This is a genomic window from Desulfocurvus thunnarius, assembly GCF_055390965.1.
This window is the reverse complement of record NZ_AP042411.1, coordinates 3,227,878-3,245,000: the sequence shown is the minus strand read 5'-3', so window position 1 is coordinate 3,245,000 and position 17,123 is coordinate 3,227,878. Positions and strand designations below refer to the sequence as shown.

General features: G+C 69.2%; 17 protein-coding genes (1 of these 17 running past the window's edge). 4 read left to right on the top strand and 13 right to left on the bottom strand.

Annotated features, from left to right (window positions below):
* The 3 genes in view from ACZ5KV_RS14240 to ACZ5KV_RS14230 are tightly spaced (at most 53 nt apart) and all read right to left on the bottom strand, a layout consistent with a single transcriptional unit that may run on beyond the window.
* A protein-coding gene (locus ACZ5KV_RS14240; protein ID WP_464239954.1) for a hypothetical protein crosses the window boundary here: on the bottom strand, positions 1 to 288 show its 5' portion. 69 nt of this gene lie to the left of the window's left edge; the window shows 288 of its 357 coding nt (coding positions 1-288); its start codon is at positions 286 to 288; its stop codon lies off the left edge, out of view.
* Between the two features lie 2 nt (positions 289 to 290).
* A complete protein-coding gene (locus ACZ5KV_RS14235) occupies positions 291 to 902 on the bottom strand; it encodes a DUF8043 domain-containing protein (RefSeq protein ID WP_464239953.1) in 612 nt (203 codons plus the stop codon).
* Positions 903 to 955: 53 nt separating this feature from the next.
* Positions 956 to 2,536 (bottom strand): glycosyltransferase family 9 protein, encoded by a 1,581-nt coding sequence (locus tag ACZ5KV_RS14230; protein ID WP_464239952.1) that lies wholly within the window; start codon positions 2,534 to 2,536, stop codon positions 956 to 958.
* Positions 2,537 to 2,805: 269 nt separating this feature from the next.
* Between ACZ5KV_RS14230 and ACZ5KV_RS14225 the strand changes: the two genes are divergently transcribed.
* The 3 genes from ACZ5KV_RS14225 (at position 2,806) to ACZ5KV_RS14215 (ending at position 6,379) form a co-directional block, all read left to right on the top strand.
* Positions 2,806 to 4,122, top strand: coding sequence for a malic enzyme-like NAD(P)-binding protein (locus tag ACZ5KV_RS14225; RefSeq protein WP_464239951.1), 1,317 nt, complete (start codon positions 2,806 to 2,808; stop codon positions 4,120 to 4,122).
* Positions 4,123 to 4,408: 286 nt separating this feature from the next.
* Positions 4,409 to 5,341: an AraC family transcriptional regulator gene (locus ACZ5KV_RS14220; protein ID WP_464239950.1), complete on the top strand. Its 933-nt coding sequence runs from the start codon at positions 4,409 to 4,411 to the stop codon at positions 5,339 to 5,341.
* A gap of 72 nt (positions 5,342 to 5,413) precedes the next feature.
* The gene (locus ACZ5KV_RS14215; RefSeq protein WP_464239949.1) at positions 5,414 to 6,379 is read left to right on the top strand and encodes a DMT family transporter; all 966 of its coding nucleotides are present in this window, start codon (positions 5,414 to 5,416) and stop codon (positions 6,377 to 6,379) included.
* A gap of 165 nt (positions 6,380 to 6,544) precedes the next feature.
* Here the strand turns inward: ACZ5KV_RS14215 and ACZ5KV_RS14210 are convergent, their stop codons facing one another.
* Both ACZ5KV_RS14210 and ACZ5KV_RS14205 read right to left on the bottom strand, forming a co-directional pair.
* On the bottom strand, positions 6,545 to 7,336 hold the full coding sequence (locus ACZ5KV_RS14210) for a class I SAM-dependent methyltransferase (protein ID WP_464239948.1): 792 nt from the start codon (positions 7,334 to 7,336) through the stop codon (positions 6,545 to 6,547).
* 16 nt (positions 7,337 to 7,352) lie between these two features.
* Positions 7,353 to 7,775, bottom strand: a complete 423-nt coding sequence (locus tag ACZ5KV_RS14205) for a PaaI family thioesterase (protein WP_464239947.1) — start codon at positions 7,773 to 7,775, stop codon at positions 7,353 to 7,355.
* 372 nt (positions 7,776 to 8,147) lie between these two features.
* Between ACZ5KV_RS14205 and ACZ5KV_RS14200 the strand changes: the two genes are divergently transcribed.
* Complete coding sequence (locus ACZ5KV_RS14200; protein ID WP_464239946.1) at positions 8,148 to 9,362, top strand: anion transporter; 1,215 nt, start codon at positions 8,148 to 8,150, stop codon at positions 9,360 to 9,362.
* 131 nt (positions 9,363 to 9,493) lie between these two features.
* Here the strand turns inward: ACZ5KV_RS14200 and ACZ5KV_RS14195 are convergent, their stop codons facing one another.
* From ACZ5KV_RS14195 to ACZ5KV_RS14160, 8 genes are all read right to left on the bottom strand, one after another.
* Entirely contained in the window at positions 9,494 to 10,693 is a 1,200-nt protein-coding gene (locus ACZ5KV_RS14195; protein WP_464239945.1) for a Fic family protein, read from the bottom strand.
* 363 nt (positions 10,694 to 11,056) lie between these two features.
* The gene (locus tag ACZ5KV_RS14190) at positions 11,057 to 11,614 is read right to left on the bottom strand and encodes a Fe-S-containing hydro-lyase (protein ID WP_464239944.1); all 558 of its coding nucleotides are present in this window, start codon (positions 11,612 to 11,614) and stop codon (positions 11,057 to 11,059) included.
* Entirely contained in the window at positions 11,614 to 12,450 is an 837-nt protein-coding gene (locus ACZ5KV_RS14185; protein WP_464239943.1) for a fumarate hydratase, read from the bottom strand. Before ACZ5KV_RS14185 ends, ACZ5KV_RS14190 begins: the two co-directional genes overlap by 1 nt.
* Before the next feature lie 18 nt (positions 12,451 to 12,468).
* A complete protein-coding gene (locus ACZ5KV_RS14180) occupies positions 12,469 to 13,212 on the bottom strand; it encodes a fumarate reductase iron-sulfur subunit (protein ID WP_464239942.1) in 744 nt (247 codons plus the stop codon).
* Between the two features lie 2 nt (positions 13,213 to 13,214).
* Positions 13,215 to 15,065: a fumarate reductase flavoprotein subunit gene (locus ACZ5KV_RS14175; protein ID WP_464239941.1), complete on the bottom strand. Its 1,851-nt coding sequence runs from the start codon at positions 15,063 to 15,065 to the stop codon at positions 13,215 to 13,217.
* Positions 15,066 to 15,077: 12 nt separating this feature from the next.
* Positions 15,078 to 15,731: a succinate dehydrogenase/fumarate reductase transmembrane subunit gene (locus ACZ5KV_RS14170; RefSeq protein WP_464239940.1), complete on the bottom strand. Its 654-nt coding sequence runs from the start codon at positions 15,729 to 15,731 to the stop codon at positions 15,078 to 15,080.
* 399 nt (positions 15,732 to 16,130) lie between these two features.
* A complete protein-coding gene (locus ACZ5KV_RS14165; RefSeq protein WP_464239939.1) occupies positions 16,131 to 16,553 on the bottom strand; it encodes a gamma-glutamylcyclotransferase family protein in 423 nt (140 codons plus the stop codon).
* Complete coding sequence (locus tag ACZ5KV_RS14160; RefSeq protein WP_464239938.1) at positions 16,550 to 17,122, bottom strand: hypothetical protein; 573 nt, start codon at positions 17,120 to 17,122, stop codon at positions 16,550 to 16,552. The genes ACZ5KV_RS14165 and ACZ5KV_RS14160 overlap by 4 nt, the downstream gene beginning before the upstream one ends.
* Between the last annotated feature and the right edge of the window lies 1 nt (position 17,123).

Genomic DNA, 17,123 nt, shown 5'->3' with positions numbered 1-17,123 from the left:
GCGCCCGCGCTCCTTGCGCGAGCGGGCCAAGTCCTCTTCCAGGCTCTTGTGCAGGCTGCGTGCCTCGCGGGTCAACTGGCCCTGAAGGCTCTTGAGCTGGCGCAGCTTGCCCATAAGGGCGTCCACGTCCACGGCCTCGCGCTCCTTGGCCTGCCAGGCGCGCTCCAGGATGGCGCCGCGCTGATGGGCGGTCTCCTCGGTCTGCTCCACCATTCCGGCGCTCAGCAGTTCGAGTTCGCGCTGCCCCAGGTCCAGGGCCTTGTCCAGCAGTTGCAGGCATTCGGACATGGCTAGGCCGCCGCCTTGGAGGCTTCGCGGATGTCCTCGCGCAGGTCGGCGATGACCTGCTTCCACTTCTCGACGCTGGCCAGGAACTCGTACTCGATGAGATCGGCCAGGAGCACCCAGTCCTCGTTCTCGCTGACTTCGATCATTTCGGAGAACAGCGCGGTGATCTCCTCCAGATTGTCGTTGAGCACCTGGCGGTCCCGCAGGCTGAACTCGTCGCGCAGCACGCCGATCATGCCCAGGAAATCGCGGGTCACGTCGAGCAGGTCCTGATACAACTCCAGGGCCTCGGCGTCGTCGCCGCGGCGGAAGAGGTCCGCCACGCTGCGGCAGCCGTGGCCCATCAGCCGCACGACCTTGTACAGCTCGCGGGTGATGTTCACCGCCATCTCGGGCACGGCCATGGTCACGATCTCCACGCTCTCGATCTCGGCGGTGGGGATGTCTTCGGCCTGATGGGGGTAGATTTCGGAAAAAGCTTCCTTGTTGACGAAGACATCGGTGACCATCCTGTTGTCCAGGTAGTCCTGCTCCATCACCTTGACCAGCAGATCCTCGAGGTTCGCGAAGTTGTTGACGCGAAGACCCGTTTCCTGACCATCGATAACGATCATGTCTTTCCTCCTTGGGAATGGGCAAAATGTGCGCCGGACGCACTGCGCCATTCCTAATTCAACTTCCGTGCCATCCTTTGCACGGTCTGGCTCCAGGCGTCGAGGAGCAGGTGCCACGAGCCGACAAGTGGAGACAACGCGCCGAAATCCTTCGCACATTCCTGGCTTTGCTCCCGCCACATGTCGCCCAGCACGGCAAAGCGCGGGTTGCCGCCCCACAGGCCGGACAAGCGCTCGAAATTGCCGAGAACCCGGCTCTTCAGGCTGGCCACGGGTGCCCGGGCCAGGGCCGCCACCTGCTCGCGCAGCACGAACAGCACCTGGGCCGACTGTTCCAGCACCGGCCCGACCTCGGCCAGGAAACCGGCGGACAATCCCGGCGCCCGGAGCATGACTTCCGGGGTCTCGCCGTCGAGAAATTGACGATAGAAATGGCGCTGGATGCGAATCCAGGCCGTGCGGTCCTCGGCCTCGTGGCCGGTCAGGGACTCCAGGTCCATGCCCCCGAAAGCGTCGCGGCGCGTCACCCAGGCGCGGAGCCCGTGCCCGGCGTCCCGCGTTTCGGGCGCGGTCCACGCGCCGTTTTCCAGCCAGCGGCGTATATAATGATATATGGCCCCGGGCTCCACCGTCCGGCGGCAGGCGTGGTCCAGGGTGCAGGCGTGGTGGAAGCCGCACGGATGGCAGGGCATGTCCGGCTCCAGGCACAGGCAGCCCTCGGCGTAGGGCCCCGTGTCCCACGGCTGGGCCGTGGCCAGGAACACCGCGCAGATGGGCACGCCCAGCCCGGCGGCCAGGTGCATGGTGCCCGTGTCGTTGGTCACCAGCAGGCGCACGCGCTCCAGCACGCCCGCCAGTTCGGCCAGGGAGGTGCGCCCCGTGAGGTCCAGGGCCGGGCCGGCGCCCAGGGCCGCGAAGCGCGCCCCGAGTTCCATCTCGGCGGGCGAACCCAGCAACACCGGGCACAGCCCGTGCTCGTTCCACAACAGGGCCCCCAGCGCCGCGAAGTTCTCCAGCGGCCAGCGGCGGACCGCAGCGCTGGCCCCGAGCTGGAAGCCCACCAGCCCCCGGCAGCCCGCGGGCACGTCCGCCAGCAGTCCGGCGGCCCGGGCCCGGGCCCCGGGGTCCGCCCCGGCCAGGGAATAGTCGCGCCCCGTGCGCCCCAGCCCGGCGACCTCGCAGAACTGGTCCACCAGATTATAGGGGCTGCTGCCCCGGTTGCGCGACGAGGCCACCAGGAACGCCGCCCAGGCCGACGAGTTGCGCCCGAAACCGTAGGCGTCCAGGCCGAAGCCCACCTGGGGCGCGTCGCCCGCAAGGCGCGTGAGCAGCCGCCCGGGCAGCGTGGCCGTCAGGTTCAGGAGCTTCTGGGCGCCGAAGGGCCGCAGGTTCCCCTCGGCCCAGCGCCACAGCACGGACAGCCCGTCGCGCCAGTTGCGGTCCAGCCCGGCCAAAAGCGCCGCCCCCGGCAGGGGGAACACCGCATCCACCCCGCGCATCAGTTCCGTGGCTCCGGCAAAATTATCCAGACAAACGAGTCCCACTTCCTCGCCCCGGGCCTTGAGCCCGCTGATGACGGGCTGGGTCTGGAGCAAATCGCCGAAGCGGGTCAAATTGATGACGAGCGTGCGCATGAAACTTCCTGTTATTCAAACGCATTGAAGAAAAGCCCCGATTCCGTTCCGGGCTGACGGGGCCAACGCATCAAGATTCGAGCCAAACCGGCCATCCGCGCGGCGCCGCCGCCGGGCCGGGACACCGGGCAAACCGCGCGCCGGGGGTTGCAATCCCCTGGCGCCTGCAATACGCTCCCGCGCAGTCCGTCACATGGTCCGCCACGCGGAGCGCGGCACCAGCCCACCCCGCTGCGATGTTCCGTCACCCCCCAACCGGAGGACGTTCCATGGCTCTGTTCACCAAACAAGAGGCCCTCGATTACCACTCCAAGGGCCGCAAGGGCAAAATCGAGGTCATCCCCGTCAAGCCCTGCCGCACCCAGAAGCAGCTTTCCATGGCCTACTCGCCCGGTGTGGCCCACGCCTGCCTGGAGATCGCCGCCGATGCCGCCAAGTCCTTCGAGTACACGGCCCGGGGCAACCTGGTGGCCGTGGTGTCCAACGGCACCGCCGTCCTCGGCCTGGGCAACATCGGCGCAGCCGCGGGCAAGCCCGTCATGGAGGGCAAGGGCGTCCTGTTCAAGAGCTTTGCCGACATCGATGTCTACGACATCAACCTCGACACCACCGACCCCGACGCACTCATCGCCGCCGTGAAGATGATGGAGCCCACCTTCGGCGGCATCAACCTCGAAGATATCAAGGCCCCCGAGTGCTTCTACATCGAGGAGCAGCTCAAGAAGCAGATGAACATCCCCGTGTTCCACGACGACCAGCACGGCACGGCCATCATCTCCGGCGCGGGCATCATCAACGCCCTGGAAATCTCCGGCAAGAAGATCGAGAACCTGAAGCTCGTGGTCTCCGGCGCCGGGGCCTCGGCCATCGCCTGCACCAAGTTCTACGTCGCCATGGGCATCCGCCCCGAAAACGTCTTCATGTTCGACTCGCGCGGGCTCATCCACAAGGGCCGGGGCAAGCTCTCCCCCGAGAAGGCCCTCTTCGCCCAGGACAAGGACCACGGCTCCATCGGCGACTGCATGAAGGGCGCGGACATGTTCCTCGGCCTGTCCGTCAAGGGCGCCATCACCCCGGACATGGTGCGCAGCATGAACAAGAACCCCATCATTTTCGCCTGCGCCAACCCCGACCCAGAAATCACCTACACCGAGGCCAAGGAAGCCCGGCCCGAGGCCATCATGGGCACCGGCCGCTCGGACTACCCGAACCAGATCAACAACGTCCTGGGCTTCCCCTTCATCTTCCGCGGCGCGCTGGACACCCGGGCAACCGAAATCAACGAGCAGATGAAGATCGCGGCCTCCACCGCCCTGGCCGCCCTGGCCAAGGAGCCCGTGCCCGACGACATCTGCGCCATCTACGGCCGCAAGCTGGAGTTCGGCGTGGACTACGTCATCCCCAGCCCCTTCGACCCGCGCGTGCTCGAATGGGAAGCCGCCGCCGTGGCCCAGGCGGCCATGGACACCGGCGTGGCCACCATCCAGCTCGACATCGAGGAGTACAAGAAGTCCCTGCGCGCCCGGCTCACCGAGGCCAAACGCCGCGTCGCCCTGGTGGTGGACGCCTACGGCCTGGACTTCTAAGCCTGCGGATCATACCACACTTTCACGATTTGACCAGCCCCGGGCCGCCTTTCGTTTCAGGAAGGCGGCCCGGGCCGTCTCGGGGCGGGAACAGGGGCGGCCCCGGGCGCTGACCGGATGCGCCCCAGCCAAGCGCAACGTGGACGCCGGATCGAATTCCCGGCCGGACACCGTGCCGGTTTTCCCCTTGCCCTGGGCCGGGGAAGGGAGCAGGATTTCACAAGACGCCCCCGCAGGGCCGTGGCAGACGGGGACCACGACGGGCACCCGCCCCGCCGGAGGCACAATGACCAGACGCAGCGTACAATCCGCAGAGCCGCAAGGCTGCGCGTCGCCCCCGGGCCCGGAGCCCGGGCCGCAGGCGCCGCGCGCCACGAGCGCGCCCCGGGGGGATGCGGCTGGCGATGCCGTGCTGCTGCGCCCGGCGGAGCTGCCGGGGGTGGAGCTGCTGCATGCGCGCGGCCTGTGCCAGCGCTTTGCCCGCCACTTCCACCGCCGCTACGCCGTGGGCGTGGTCGAGCACGGCGCGCTGGAATTCCGCTTCCTGGGCCGGGCCAACGTGGCCCTGCCGGGCAGCGTGAACCTGACCACCCCGGGCGAGGTGCACGACGGGCACCCCGGCTCCGGCCCGGGCTGGACCTACCGCATGTTCTACCTGGACCCGGACGTGGTGCGACGCGCGGCCGCCGAGGCCGCCGGGCGGGCCGTACCCGCGCCGGACTTCGGCGCCGGGGTCCTGGCCGATCCGGCCCTGGCGGGCGAAATCCAGGCCGTCCACCGCCTGCTCATGGACCCCGGCGCCCCGCTGCTGGCCCGCCAGACGCGCCTGCTGCGCATGCTCGCCCAGTGGATCGCCCGCCACGGCGAGGCCGCCCGGCCCCTGCCCCACGCGGGCAACGAGCCCCGGGCCGTGGCTCGCGCGCGCGACTGGCTCGACGCCCACTGCCGCGAAGACGTGCCCCTGGACGAACTGGCCCGCGTGGCCGGGCTCTCGCCCTTCCACCTCACGCGCTGCTTCAGCGCCGCCCTGGGCCTGCCGCCCCATGCCTACCTGCTGGGCGCGCGCGTGCGGCTGGCCAAGGCCCTGCTCTCCGGGCCCATGCGCCTGGCGGACATCGCCGCCGAGGTCGGCTTCAGCGACCAGGCCCACTTCACCCACGCCTTCCGGCGCCTGACCGGCCTCACCCCCGGGCGCTACCGCAAGTTCCTGCAAACCTAGGTCCGGCCCGCGGGGCTATGGTCCGGCCCGGGCGGTGCATCCCGCACCGCCGCAGCGCAGACCGGAGGCCCCATGTCCGACCAATTTCCCGCCGCTTCCGCGCCCGGGCCCAAGCACTCAGCCGCCAAGCGCCCGGCCCTCGCGCGCGTGGTCGCTCCGTCCACGCCGCCCCTGGGCGCCTGCCTTTGCCTCGCCCTGGCCATGGTCATCGTCGGTAGCTCGGTGGTGGCGGGCAAGCTGCTCGTCGCCACCCTGCCCGTCCATCTGGCCTCGGCCCTGCGCTTCGGCTGCGCGGCGCTGGTGCTTGTGCCGCTGCTGCTGGCCCGCGAGGGCCGACCGCGCGTGTCGGCGCGCAGCCTCGCGGTCATGCTGGCCCAGGCGGCCTGCGGCGGGCTGCTGTTCAACGTTCTGCTGCTTCAGGGCCTGCGGACGACCAGCGCCGGAGCGGCGGGCATCATCACCAGCACCACCCCGGCGGCCATGGCCTGCGTGGCCTTTTTACTGCTGGGCGAACGGCCCGCGCGGCGCACCCTGGCCGGGGTGGCGCTGTCCGTGCTCGGGGTGGCGGCCATCAACCTCCACGGCGCGGCGCAGGGCGCACAGGGCGCGGCCCTGGGCGGCAATCTGCTGGTGCTCGGGGCGGTGCTGGCCGAGTCACTGTTCCTGCTTTTGCGCAAGGCCGTGCCCGAGCCGCTTTCGCCCCTGGCGGTGTCCACCTTCATGACGGTGTTCGGGCTGGCGCTGTTTGCGCCCGGGGCGCTGCTGGAGGCCCGGGGCTTCGATTTCGCGGCGGTGGATGCGGCCTCGTGGGCCACGGTGGCCTACTACGGGCTGGTGGTCACCGTGGCGGCCTACCTGCTCTGGTTCCAGGGGGTGACGCGCGTGGGCGCGGGCACGGCGGGGGTGTTCACGGCGGTGATGCCCGTGAGCGCCGTGGGCCTGTCGGCCCTGGTTCTCGGCGAGGCCCCGGGCTGGGGGCATCTGGCCGGGGCGGGGCTGGTGCTGGCGGGCATCTGGTGCATCTGCCGCCGGGGCTGAGGCCCGACTGCCCGCGCCGCACCATGGCGCGGGGAGGGGCGGGAGTTCTTGAAGGAGCGCCCCTGGTATCTCGTCCGCGAATTACGCGGATATGGATATCACGTGCAACATAGCGAAATTATAGTTTTATCCTCAACAGCCTGACAGTATTTTGCGGGCCCAACACTAGTCCACCCGCGCCAGGAGCACCACCAGCAGGTCGTCGAACAGTGTCAGCGGCGCATCGCCGCCTTTGGGGCCCAGTTCGGAGAGCACCAGGTGTTCCAGGTCCGGGTCGCGCTCGGGGGCGTCCCAGTCGTCCTCATCGTCCTCACCGTCGCTCCCGGCGCCCGCGCACCGGCCGGGCTCTTCCGGAAAGCCTGCACCCCAGGCCGGGGCTCCGCCGTCAAAGGTATCGAGATCATCAAAATCATCGGGGTCGACGTAATCCTCGAACAAAAAATCCAGGAATTCCCCGGTGTCGTCGAATTCCAGGGTCGTGCGGAACAGTTCGCGGCGCACCACGGGCAGCGGCCCTTCGGCAATGGCCTGCTGGGCCCGGGCGTGGTCGGCCTCGTCGTCGCGCAGCACCGCCCGCGCCCGGCCGACCTCGCTGAAGGGCACCGGCTCCAGCACCACCACCCGCCCGCCGGGGCGCAGCACGCGCCGGGCCTCGTCCAGCGCCGCTTCGGCGTCCATACGGTGCAGGCACAGGGTGAAGAGCACCACGTCGAAGCTCTCGTCGGCGAAGTCCAGCGCCTCGCCCCGGCCTTCCACGAAGGTGGCGTCCGGCACGCGCGTTTCGGCCTCGGCCAGGGCCGCCGGGTCCGCGTCGAGCCCCACGTAGGATGCCGCCCAACCCGCCAGCCCGGCGGCCACGCGCCCGTCGCCGCAGCCGATTTCGAGCACGTCCGTGCCGTCGGGCTCGGCGAATTCCACCAGGAACTTCTGAATCACCGCGTCGCGGTCGCTGCGCATGAGGCTCCCCCTCCGGCTAGGCCCGGCGGATGTTGTAGACGCTGCGGCCCTCGGCCACGATGGTTCCGGGGTCCGTACTGCAATAGACGACCGTCACGGCGTTGCCCACGCGGTTGCCGTGCAGGCGCACTTCCGACTCGGCCACGAGGTCGCCCTCCATGGCGGGCTTCAGGTAGTCCACGCGCAGGTCGATGGTGGCGATGCGGTCCGAGGGCTGGCCCATGGTCCACACAGCGAATCCGCCGCAGGTGTCCACGAGCATGGAAATGACCCCGCCGTGCAGCGCGCCGCGCCGGGAGTCGCCCACCAGCTCCGCGCGGCGCGGCACCAGCAGCGAGCAGCGCCCGCGCTCCAGCGAGCGCACGCGCAGGCCCAGATAGCTGTTGAAGGGAATGCCGTTCTCGATCAAATCGCGGAAGGCCGCGTCCAGTTCGCTCATGGGGTGTCCTTTGGTCCGTGGCGTTGGGATCATGGAATAAAGGGGCAGGGTCGCTCCGCCCGGAGCGGGGCATCGCCGCCCGGGCCAGCCGGAGGCGCCCCCGGGCGGCCCCGCGCGCCCCCGGGCGGCCCCGGGGCCGGGGCCGGGGCGACCGACGCGCGCCAAAGCAGGCCGGGTCGCACGGGCCGTGCGCGCCGGGCGCCGGATTCTTCGGTCGGCCCCTGCCGCGCGCTCCCCGCGCGCCCCTCTGCCTACCCCGGGGCCGCGCGCAGCGCAAGCCCGCCGGGCGCTTTACTCGCGCCGGGGCCTGCTGTACACCTCGCCCATCCGTTCCATCCACCTCCTCCGGCCCATCCGTTTCAGGAGCCGCGCATGGATTGGCTGACCATCGGCGTCTTCGTCTTCGTTTACGCGGGCATGATTCTGGGCGGCGTGCCCGGGCTGGCGCTGGACCGCACCGGCGTGGCGCTCACCGGGGCCATCGCCCTGCTGGCCGCCGGGCGTCTGGCCCCGCGCGAGGCCTGGGACGCGGTGGACGTATCCACCATCGCCCTGCTCTTCGCGCTGATGGTCGTCTCGGCGCAGTTGCGCCTGGGCGGATTCTACACCGCCGTGACCCGGCGGCTGGCGGCGGTGCGCGTGGGGCCCGTGGCGCTGCTGGGGCTGGTGGTGGCCGTGGCCGGGGCGCTTTCGGCGGTGCTGGCCAACGACATCGTGTGCCTGGCCATGGCGCCCATCCTGGCCCAGGGCGGCATCCGGCGCGGGCTGAACCCCGTGCCCCTGCTCCTGGGGCTGGCCTGCGCGGCCAACGTCGGCAGCGCCGCCACGCTCATCGGCAACCCGCAGAACATGCTCATCGGCCAGGTGCTGGGCCTGGACTTCGGGGCCTACCTGCTGGCCGCCGGGCCGCCCGCGCTGCTCGGCCTGGGCGCTACTTGGGGCCTCATCGCCCTGCTCTACCGGGGCCGCTGGACCACGAACCTGCCCGAGCCGGAGGTGGAGGCGCCGAATTTCGGCGCCTGGCAGAGTGCCAAGGGGCTGGCCGTGCTCGCGGCCCTGGTGGCGGTGTTCCTGTGGGGCGGGCTGGGGCGCGAGGTGGCGGCGCTGCTGGCCGCCGGGCTGCTGCTGCTCTCGCGGCGCATGGCCTCGCGCACGACCCTGGCCCTGGTGGACTGGCAACTGCTGGTGCTCTTCATCGGCCTGTTCGTGGTCAACCACGCCGTGGCGGCGGGGGGCGTCCTGTCGCACCTGCTGGGCGCCCTGCGCGCCCTGGGCCTGGATGTCACGGCCCCGGGCCAGCTCTATGCCGCCACGGCGGCCCTCTCCAACCTCGTCTCCAACGTCCCCGCCGTGATGCTCCTGCTCCCCGTGGTCCAGCCCCTGCCCGACCCCACCCAGGCGGGTACCCTCCTGGCCCTGTCCAGCACCCTGGCCGGCAACCTCATCGTGGTCGGTTCCATCGCCAACATCATCGTCATCGACCAAGCCGCCCGCCTGGGCATCCGCATCTCCTGGACCGAACATGCCCGCACCGGCCTCCCCGTCACCCTCGCCACCCTGGCCATCGCCTGGGCCCTGGCGGGGTGAAGGGAGGCGGGAAAGGGACGAGGGTGGCGGGCAGGCCGGAGCTACGAAGAAACCGCGAAGGAAGGCGGCGCCTGCGGCGGGCAATGCCGGCGGCGGCAACGATAATCCGGAATGAGAACCGGCAAGAACGTCTAGGCCAGCCCTGGTCCGTCCTTGAACGCACCCGGGTCGCACAGCTCGGGGAAATAATACTGCACCGCATGCGCGGGCAGGCCGATGGTCAGGGGGGCCTTCTGGTTGGCGGATTCCAGCAGTCCTTCGGCCAGCAGCGCCTTCACGATGTCGCGGGCCTTGCGGTCCGAGGCGTTGATGAGTTCGTGGACCTCGCCCTTGGCGATCTGGCCATGCACGAAGACATGCATGAGGATGCGGGCCGCCTCCTTCGGCAGGGGCCCCCTCGCCGCCATGTGCCCCCTGGTTCGCAGGGAACAATAGAACGCGATGTTCCTGGCCGCCGCGTCCAGGTTCAGGAGCGCGTCCATGAACCGGGCCTGATCCAGGGCCGTGCTCAGAAAAAAGAGACAGAACCGGCGCAGGCCGTCCTCCGAAAGACTGCCGCGCCCGTCGTAATCGCCCTGGCGCGGGGCGTCCGCAGCGGCCAGGAGCGCCTTGTAGTCGCTCTCCGCCCGCGCCAGCCCCCGGCCCAGAGTCCACAGCCCGTAACCTTCCAGCCCGCAGCACTTGAGGTACACATCCGAAAACAGCCGGGCGACGCGCCCGTTGCCTTCGAAAAACGGGTGAATCCAGAGCAGCCGATGATGGCTTGCAGCGGCAAGAACCAGCCGCCCCGCACCCTGCGCCCTTTCAAAGGCATACGCCTCATGGAAGCGAGCCAAAAGCCCAGGCAGTGCCTGCCAAACGGGCGGCACATGCGCCCCCACGCGCACGTTGTCATCGCGCAGCCGCCCGGGAACGGTCTCGACCTCCCGTGTACCTTCCTGGTTTCGCTGGATGAGGAATTCCCTGGGCACACCGGCAAAGAGCAACTCGTGAAGGCGGCACAGGAAACCGGCTTCGGCCACGGCGGGCAAACCGCCTGCGCACTGCGCATCCACAGCGGCCTGGGCCTCGATGTTCTGCTTGTGCAGCAGTTGGAGCTTGCGGGTTCTGTCGTCCTGCGCAAGCTCCCTGAGGCCGGATTCGATCTCCAGAAGCGTCGTGCGGATGCCCTCGATGAGGTTCGAATAGTAGCTGTTGACGTTACGCAACAGCCCGCCGACCCGCTGGGCCGTCACCGGATGCACCCGCCCAGCCAGCTTCGCCGAGGCCTTGAAAACCTCCAAAGCCAAATCCTCCAGATCGCTCCGCCGCCCGGGGACCATGGGTTCCATCTGTGGTACTGCTGGCATAATTTTCCGAAATATTTGCCGGAATTTTTTCCGGAATCGCAGCGGCCTAATCGCACGCTATAATTTGCCTTAATGGAAAATAGAGAGACATGCAACCCCGGAATTGAACATAATTTTTGCCGAAATATTTGCCAAAATCACAACCCCCCGCCCAGCAGGGAAAATCGCGCCCCACTTCCTCCGGCGACCAAGCCACCCCGCCCAACTTTCAGGGCTGCCCTGCCAGCCGGAAAGGCAAAGAAAAGGCGCGCCCCTTGCGGGACGCGGCCTTTCAATGGCGAGGTGCAGGGGACGTGTCCCCTGCCGGGTCCAGGGCAGCGCCCTGGCCGCCGGAGGCGTTCCCCCCTACTCCAACCCCGCCGCCTTTCTGTCCGGCACGGCGTAGAGTTCGCCGCCGACGCTGTCGTTGATGACCAGGACCGGGAAGTTCTCCACGGTGAGTTCGCGGATGGCTTCGGGGCCGAGGTCGTCGAAGGCGATGATGCGGGCGGCGGTGATACATTTGGAGAGCAGCGCGCCCGCGCCGCCGGTGGCGCCGAAGTAGACGGCGGTGTGCTCCTTGAGCGCCGCCTTCACGGCGTCGCTGCGTTTGCCCTTGCCGATGGAGGCCTTTTGCCCCAGGGCGTGCAGGCGCGGGGCGTAGGTGTCCATGCGGTAGCTGGTGGTCGGCCCGGCGGCGCCGATGGGCCGCCCGGGGGGCGCGGGGCTGGGGCCCACGTAGTAGACGATGGAGCCTTGCAGCTCGAAGGGCAGCGGCTGGCCCGCGTCGATGAGCGCCATGAGCCGCTTGTGGGCGGCGTCGCGGGCGGTGTAGATGGTGCCGGTGATGAACACCACGTCGCCCGCGCGCAGGGGCGCCACGTCCGCGTCGGTCAGCGGGGTGGTGAGCTTGTATTCAGCCATCAGATGACGACCTCCTCGTGGCGGATGGAGTGGCACTGCACGTTGACGGCCAGGGGCAGGCTGGCCAGATGGCAGGGGGCCATTTCGATCTTCACGCCCAGGCAGGTGGTCTGCCCGCCCAGGCCCATGGGGCCGATGCCCAGCTTGTTGATGGCCGCGAGCAGTTCGTCTTCCAGGGCCGCGATCCCCGGGTCGGGGTGCTTTTCGTCCAGGTGGCGCAGCAGCGAGCGTTTGGCCAGGATGGGCGCGCGCTCGAAAGTGCCGCCGATGCCCACGCCGATCATGGTCGGCGGGCAGGGGTTGGGCCCGGCCTCGGCCACGCGCTCGACCACGAAGCGCTTGATGCCCTCCCAGCCCTGGGCCGGGGCGAGCATGGTCACGCGGGACATGTTCTCGCTGCCGCCGCCCTTGGCCATGAAGGCGATGCGGATGCGGTCGCCGGGCACGAAGTCGAAGTGGATGATGGCCGGGGTGTTGTCGCCGGTATTGGCGCGGGTCATGGGGTCGCAGGACGACTTGCGCAGAAAGCCCTGCTGGTAGCCCAGGACCATGCCCCGGGTCACGGCGTCCTTCAGGCTGCCCTGAACGACCACGTCCTCGCCCACGTCCACGAAGAACACGGCCAGGCCGCAGTCCTGACACAGGGGCAGGCCGGTGGCCTCGGCCATGTCGGAGTTTTCCAGCAGTTGGCGGAAAATCTCCTTGGCCGCCGGGCTGTCCTCGGCGGCCATGCGGTCCTTGAAGGCCCGCTTCACGTCGTCGGGCAGGTGAATGCTGGCGTGGCGGATCATGTCGGCCACCTTGGGCACGATGTCCGCCGCCTTGATGGTACGCATCGTCTTGTGTCTCCTGTGCTACTTCGCGCCGGGCAAAAAGCGCCGGATGGCCGTCAGGCCCATCTTGCGGCGCAGGAAGCCGAGCTGGTCCTGAAGCGGCAGTTCCTTGGGGCAGACATCCTCGCAGCCGAGCAGGCCCATGCAGCCGAAGATGCCGTTGTCGTCGCCGATGATCTCGAAGTAGTCGCGGTCGGTGCGCTTGTCGCGCGGGTCCAGGGCGAAGCGCGCAATGCGGTTCAAGGCCACGGCGCCCAGGAAGTCCTTGCGCATGCGCGCCGTGCCGCAACCCGCCACGCAGCAGCCGCACTCCACGCAGCGCTCCAGCTCGTAGATCTCGTTGGCCAGGGCGTTGTCCATGCGCTCCTCTTCGGCCAGGGGGTCGAACTCCTTGTCGCTGTGAATCCACGAGCCCACGCGGGAGTACATCTCGCGGAACCAGGAGCCCGTGTCCACGGACAGATCGCCCACCAGCTTGAACACCGGCAGGGGCAGCAGGGTGATCTCGCCCGGCAGGTCTTTCGTCTTGGTCTTGCAGGCCAGCCCCGGGCGGCCGTTGATGAGCATGCCGCAGGCGCCGCAGATGCCCGCGCGGCAGCAGAAGTCGAACTGCAACGACGGGTCCTGCTCCTCGCGGATCTGGTTCAGGGCGATGAACAGGGTCATGGAGGGGATTTCGGGCAGCACGAAGGTATCCATGCGCGGCGCGGTGCCCCGGGCCATGGGGTTGTAGCGGAAGACGTTGAATTTCAAGGTGCGGTCCATGGCTAGTTCTCCTTGCCGGGCCGGGCTGCGCCGTCCATGGGAATGATCTTGCCGCCGCCGTAGCCGCGCTCGCCCGGGGGAATCTCGAAGACGTGGGTGGCCGGTTCGTAGTCCAGGGTCGGCAGGTCGTCGTCCGGGGTCTTCCAGGTGGCCAGGGTGCGGGTCAGCCAGTCGCGGTCGTTGCGCTCGGGGAAGTCCTCGCGGGCGTGGGAGCCGCGCGACTCCGTGCGCATCAGCGCGCCGTGGGCCACGCACAGGGCCAGCCGCACCAGCCCGGGCATCTTGAGGGCCAGGGCCAGCTCGGGGTTGGCGCCCACGCCGTCGGACTTCAGGCCGATGCGCTTCGCGCGGGCGTGGACCTCCTGGAGGGTCGCCACCGCGCGCTCCAGGCCGCCCTTGTTGCGGAAGATATGCACCCCGTCCTGCAAGGCGTCCTGCATGGCGGCGCGGACCTTGTACACGTCCTCGTCGCCGTCGGCGCGCTCGGTCAGGCGGCGGATGCGCTCGCGGTCGCGCGCCACGCGGTCGGCCACCACGGCGGTGCCGTACTCGGCGCTGGCGCCCCGCAGGTACTCCACGACCTTGACGCCGATGACCCCGCCCGCGACCACGGTCTCCGCCAGGGAGTTGCCGCCCAGGCGGTTGAAGCCGTGCATGTCCCAACAGGCGGCCTCGCCCGCGCTGAACAGGCCCGCCAGCCCGTAGGCCGCGCCGTCCTTGTTGGTGCGCACGCCGCCCATGGAATAGTGCTGCACGGGCTTGACGGGGATGAGGCTCTGCACGGGGTCCACGCCCAGGAAGTTCTGACAGATTTCGTCCACCTCGCGCAGCTTGACGCGGATGTGCTCCTCGCCCAGGTGGCGGATGTCCAGCCACAGGTGCTGCCCGTAGGGGCTCTGCACGCCCTTGCCCTCGCGGATGTGGTGCATCATCCAGCGCGAAACCACGTCGCGCGAGGCCAGCTCGGCCTTGTCGGGCTCGTAGACGTGCATGAAGCGCTCCTGGTTCACGTCCAGCAGGGTGCCGCCGTCGCCGCGGCAGCCCTCGGTGACCAGGATGTAAGTGGGCACGATGCCCGTGGGGTGGAACTGCACGGCCTCCATGTTGCCCAGGGGCACCGCGCCGGTGTCGAGCACCGCCGCGTGGGCGCCGCCGTCGCAGATCACCGCGTTGGTGGACTCGCGGTAGATGCGCCCGAAGCCGCCCGCCGCGATGAGGGTGGCCTTGGCCAGATACACGCGCAGCTCGCCCGTTTTCAGGCAGCGGGCCACGGCGCCCAGGCAGCGCCCGCCGTCGTGGATCAGGCTGATCATCTCCGTTTTGTCGTGCACGGCCACGCCGAGCTGGGCGGCGCGGTTGTCCATGGTGTAGAGCACGGTGTGCCCGGTGCCGTCGGAGGTGTAGCAGGTGCGCCATTTGGCCGTGCCGCCGAAGGCGCGGGCGGTGATCAGCCCTTCCTTCTCGGGCTTTTCATACTTCTCGAAGCGCTCGCCGCCCTTGTAGTAGAAGCTCTTGCCCGCCACGACGCGGTTCCAGGGCACGCCCCAGTGGGCCATCTGGCGCATGGCGATGGGCGCGTTGTCGCAGAAGATGCGCGCCACTTCCTGGTCGCAGCCCCAGTCGGAGCCCTTGACCGTATCCATGAAATGCACGTCGGGGCCGTCGCCCTCGCCCATGACGCTGTTGCCAAGGGCCGCCTGCATGCCGCCCTGGGCGGCGGAGGAATGGGAACGCCGCGCCGGGACGATGGACAGGCAGATAACGTCGAACCCGGCTCCTGCGGCCTCGATGGCCACACGCTCCCCCGCCAGGCCCGCGCCGATGCACAGCAGGTCCGTCACGAAAGTCTGCATGGTCTCTCCTTGTCAGTAGGCCAGAAGCAGGAAACGGATCAGGGTCAACAGCCCGATACCGATGAACGCCAGGGTCAGGATGTTCTCCACGCGCTTCATTTTCGCGCGGCGCGAACGCTTGATGAACCCCCATTTGACCCCGATGCGGTAGAAGCCGATGCCCACGTGCAGCTCCACCAGGGGCAGCAGCACGAGGTAGAAGGCCAGCCACCAGCCGTCGGCCACGCGCGCGGCGCTCTTGGCCGCCGAGATGGGCAGGTCGGTAAGCACCACCCACATGTGGATGGCGCCCATGATGAGGATGATCATGGCGCTGCCGGCCTGTACCAGCCAGAGCCAGGTGTCGCGGTGGCGCAGGGTTTTGGCGTGGGCCCAGATGGTGCGCTGCTCGTCCAGCCGGAAGGGCAGCTTGCGCGCCGCCAGCACGAAATGCAGCAAAAAGGCGAACCCGATGAGGGGTCCGCCGACCTGGGCCATGTAGGTGGCCTCGAAAAATCCGGCCAGGGCGTTCATCACGCCGGGGCCGAGGATGACGCTGGACACCAGGATCATGTGGCTCCACATGAACAGCACCAGCCCAGCGCCGGTGAGCATCTGCAACCAATCCAGATACGCCGAAAGCATCGACGGCCTGGGCACGTGCAGGGTCGAATCGACAACCGCCATGTCTTCCTCCAGGGATAGGCTCCAGGAACCGGCTCCAGGGGCGGCCCAACGGCAAGGCCCCGGCCAGGGAAACGGATACAGCCAACCAACCAGCAGCCCCCCGGGCCCGTCCGCCTCCGCGCGCGGACAATCACCCGGGGGCCCCTGCCCAGCGCCCTCCAGGGGCCCACGCCCCAGCGCCGGACAAAAGCTCCTGATTCTTGACCCGTGAACGACCGATTGTCAATTGTTGATGGAATATCAATGCACCATGACACGAAATACACGTGGGAAAGGGCACGGCGCTGCGCTGTGGCGGCACATCCGCAGCACAACGCCCACGCCGTTGCGGGCCGGGGGCGGGCCCGTTGCAGGCCCGGCGCGCCCCGGCGCGCCTCGGTGCGGGCCGCAGGGCCGGGCCTAGAGGGTCACGTCGCGGAAGTCGCCCGAAGGGATGGGCTCCAGGTCGTCGGTGGGATAGTTGAGCAGATAGGCCTGACAGGCCAGGGTCGCGCCGTCGTCCAGGGTCACGTCCACCACGGCGCGGCGGTAGCGCGAAATGTCCGGCTTGCCGGGGATGACGCCCTCGAACTCGTCCAGCAGCGCCCAGGCCCGCCCAGGGTCGGCCAGCCGCCAGACCTCGCCCTGCACGCGCTGGCCCGGCCCGTCGGCCTCGACCATGCCCGGATACCAGCTCACGCGGAACAGCCGCCCGGGCGTGCCGCCCCGGCCCAGCAGTTCGCCCATGGCCTCCAGCCGCTCGGCCCACGGCCCGCCCGCGCCGCGCATGAGCGTGCCATAGGCGAAAAACAGGTCGTCGGAAGTGGATGCGGGGGCGGTCATGACGTTCCGGCCTCCTTGTCGTGCATGAATTCGTCCAGCATGTCGGACTTCTTATGAAACCGGCACTGAATGAGGCGGGTGCAGCCCAGCCCGAAAAGGCCGAGGCAAGACAGGGCCGTCTCCCCAAGCAGGAACAGCACCAGAGCCACCAGCCCGGAAAAAAGATAGCTGGCCCCGAACACGGCAAATTCCTCGAAGCCGAACAGCCTGGCGCCGCCGTTGCCGTTCCGCCGCAGGCTGGCGATGCAGTCCTCGTAATCCGTCAGGAGCTTCCACCGGCCCCGGTGGCGGATGAAGGCTCCGATGGCGCGCATGCGCAGCAGCAGTGTGCAGAGCATGAGGTCGCAGTAGGCGCAGACGAAAGGAATGAGACAGAGCACATAGTGGGCGGGCAGGGCCGTGCGCCCCCCGGCGCCGGACAGGCCCACGCCCTGGAAGCCCAGGCCCACCGCCCCCAGGGCGGCCACGAGCATGATCTTCCATTTGACCATGTCCAGGTGCCCGCGCTGGGCCTCGATGATCTCGTCGCGCAGCTTGTCCATCCCCGCCGGGCCGTCCGTGTCGCTCATC

Coding starts and splice junctions, on each gene's coding strand:
- ACZ5KV_RS14235 (WP_464239953.1), bottom strand. CDS start 902: ATGATCGTTATCGATGGTCAGGAAACGGGTCTTCGCGTCAACAACTTC.
- ACZ5KV_RS14230 (WP_464239952.1), bottom strand. CDS start 2,536: ATGCGCACGCTCGTCATCAATTTGACCCGCTTCGGCGATTTGCTCCAG.
- ACZ5KV_RS14225 (WP_464239951.1), top strand. CDS start 2,806: ATGGCTCTGTTCACCAAACAAGAGGCCCTCGATTACCACTCCAAGGGC.
- ACZ5KV_RS14220 (WP_464239950.1), top strand. CDS start 4,409: ATGACCAGACGCAGCGTACAATCCGCAGAGCCGCAAGGCTGCGCGTCG.
- ACZ5KV_RS14215 (WP_464239949.1), top strand. CDS start 5,414: ATGTCCGACCAATTTCCCGCCGCTTCCGCGCCCGGGCCCAAGCACTCA.
- ACZ5KV_RS14210 (WP_464239948.1), bottom strand. CDS start 7,336: ATGCGCAGCGACCGCGACGCGGTGATTCAGAAGTTCCTGGTGGAATTC.
- ACZ5KV_RS14205 (WP_464239947.1), bottom strand. CDS start 7,775: ATGAGCGAACTGGACGCGGCCTTCCGCGATTTGATCGAGAACGGCATT.
- ACZ5KV_RS14200 (WP_464239946.1), top strand. CDS start 8,148: ATGGATTGGCTGACCATCGGCGTCTTCGTCTTCGTTTACGCGGGCATG.
- ACZ5KV_RS14195 (WP_464239945.1), bottom strand. CDS start 10,693: ATGGAACCCATGGTCCCCGGGCGGCGGAGCGATCTGGAGGATTTGGCT.
- ACZ5KV_RS14190 (WP_464239944.1), bottom strand. CDS start 11,614: ATGGCTGAATACAAGCTCACCACCCCGCTGACCGACGCGGACGTGGCG.
- ACZ5KV_RS14185 (WP_464239943.1), bottom strand. CDS start 12,450: ATGCGTACCATCAAGGCGGCGGACATCGTGCCCAAGGTGGCCGACATG.
- ACZ5KV_RS14180 (WP_464239942.1), bottom strand. CDS start 13,212: ATGGACCGCACCTTGAAATTCAACGTCTTCCGCTACAACCCCATGGCC.
- ACZ5KV_RS14175 (WP_464239941.1), bottom strand. CDS start 15,065: ATGCAGACTTTCGTGACGGACCTGCTGTGCATCGGCGCGGGCCTGGCG.
- ACZ5KV_RS14170 (WP_464239940.1), bottom strand. CDS start 15,731: ATGGCGGTTGTCGATTCGACCCTGCACGTGCCCAGGCCGTCGATGCTT.
- ACZ5KV_RS14165 (WP_464239939.1), bottom strand. CDS start 16,553: ATGACCGCCCCCGCATCCACTTCCGACGACCTGTTTTTCGCCTATGGC.
- ACZ5KV_RS14160 (WP_464239938.1), bottom strand. CDS start 17,122: ATGAGCGACACGGACGGCCCGGCGGGGATGGACAAGCTGCGCGACGAG.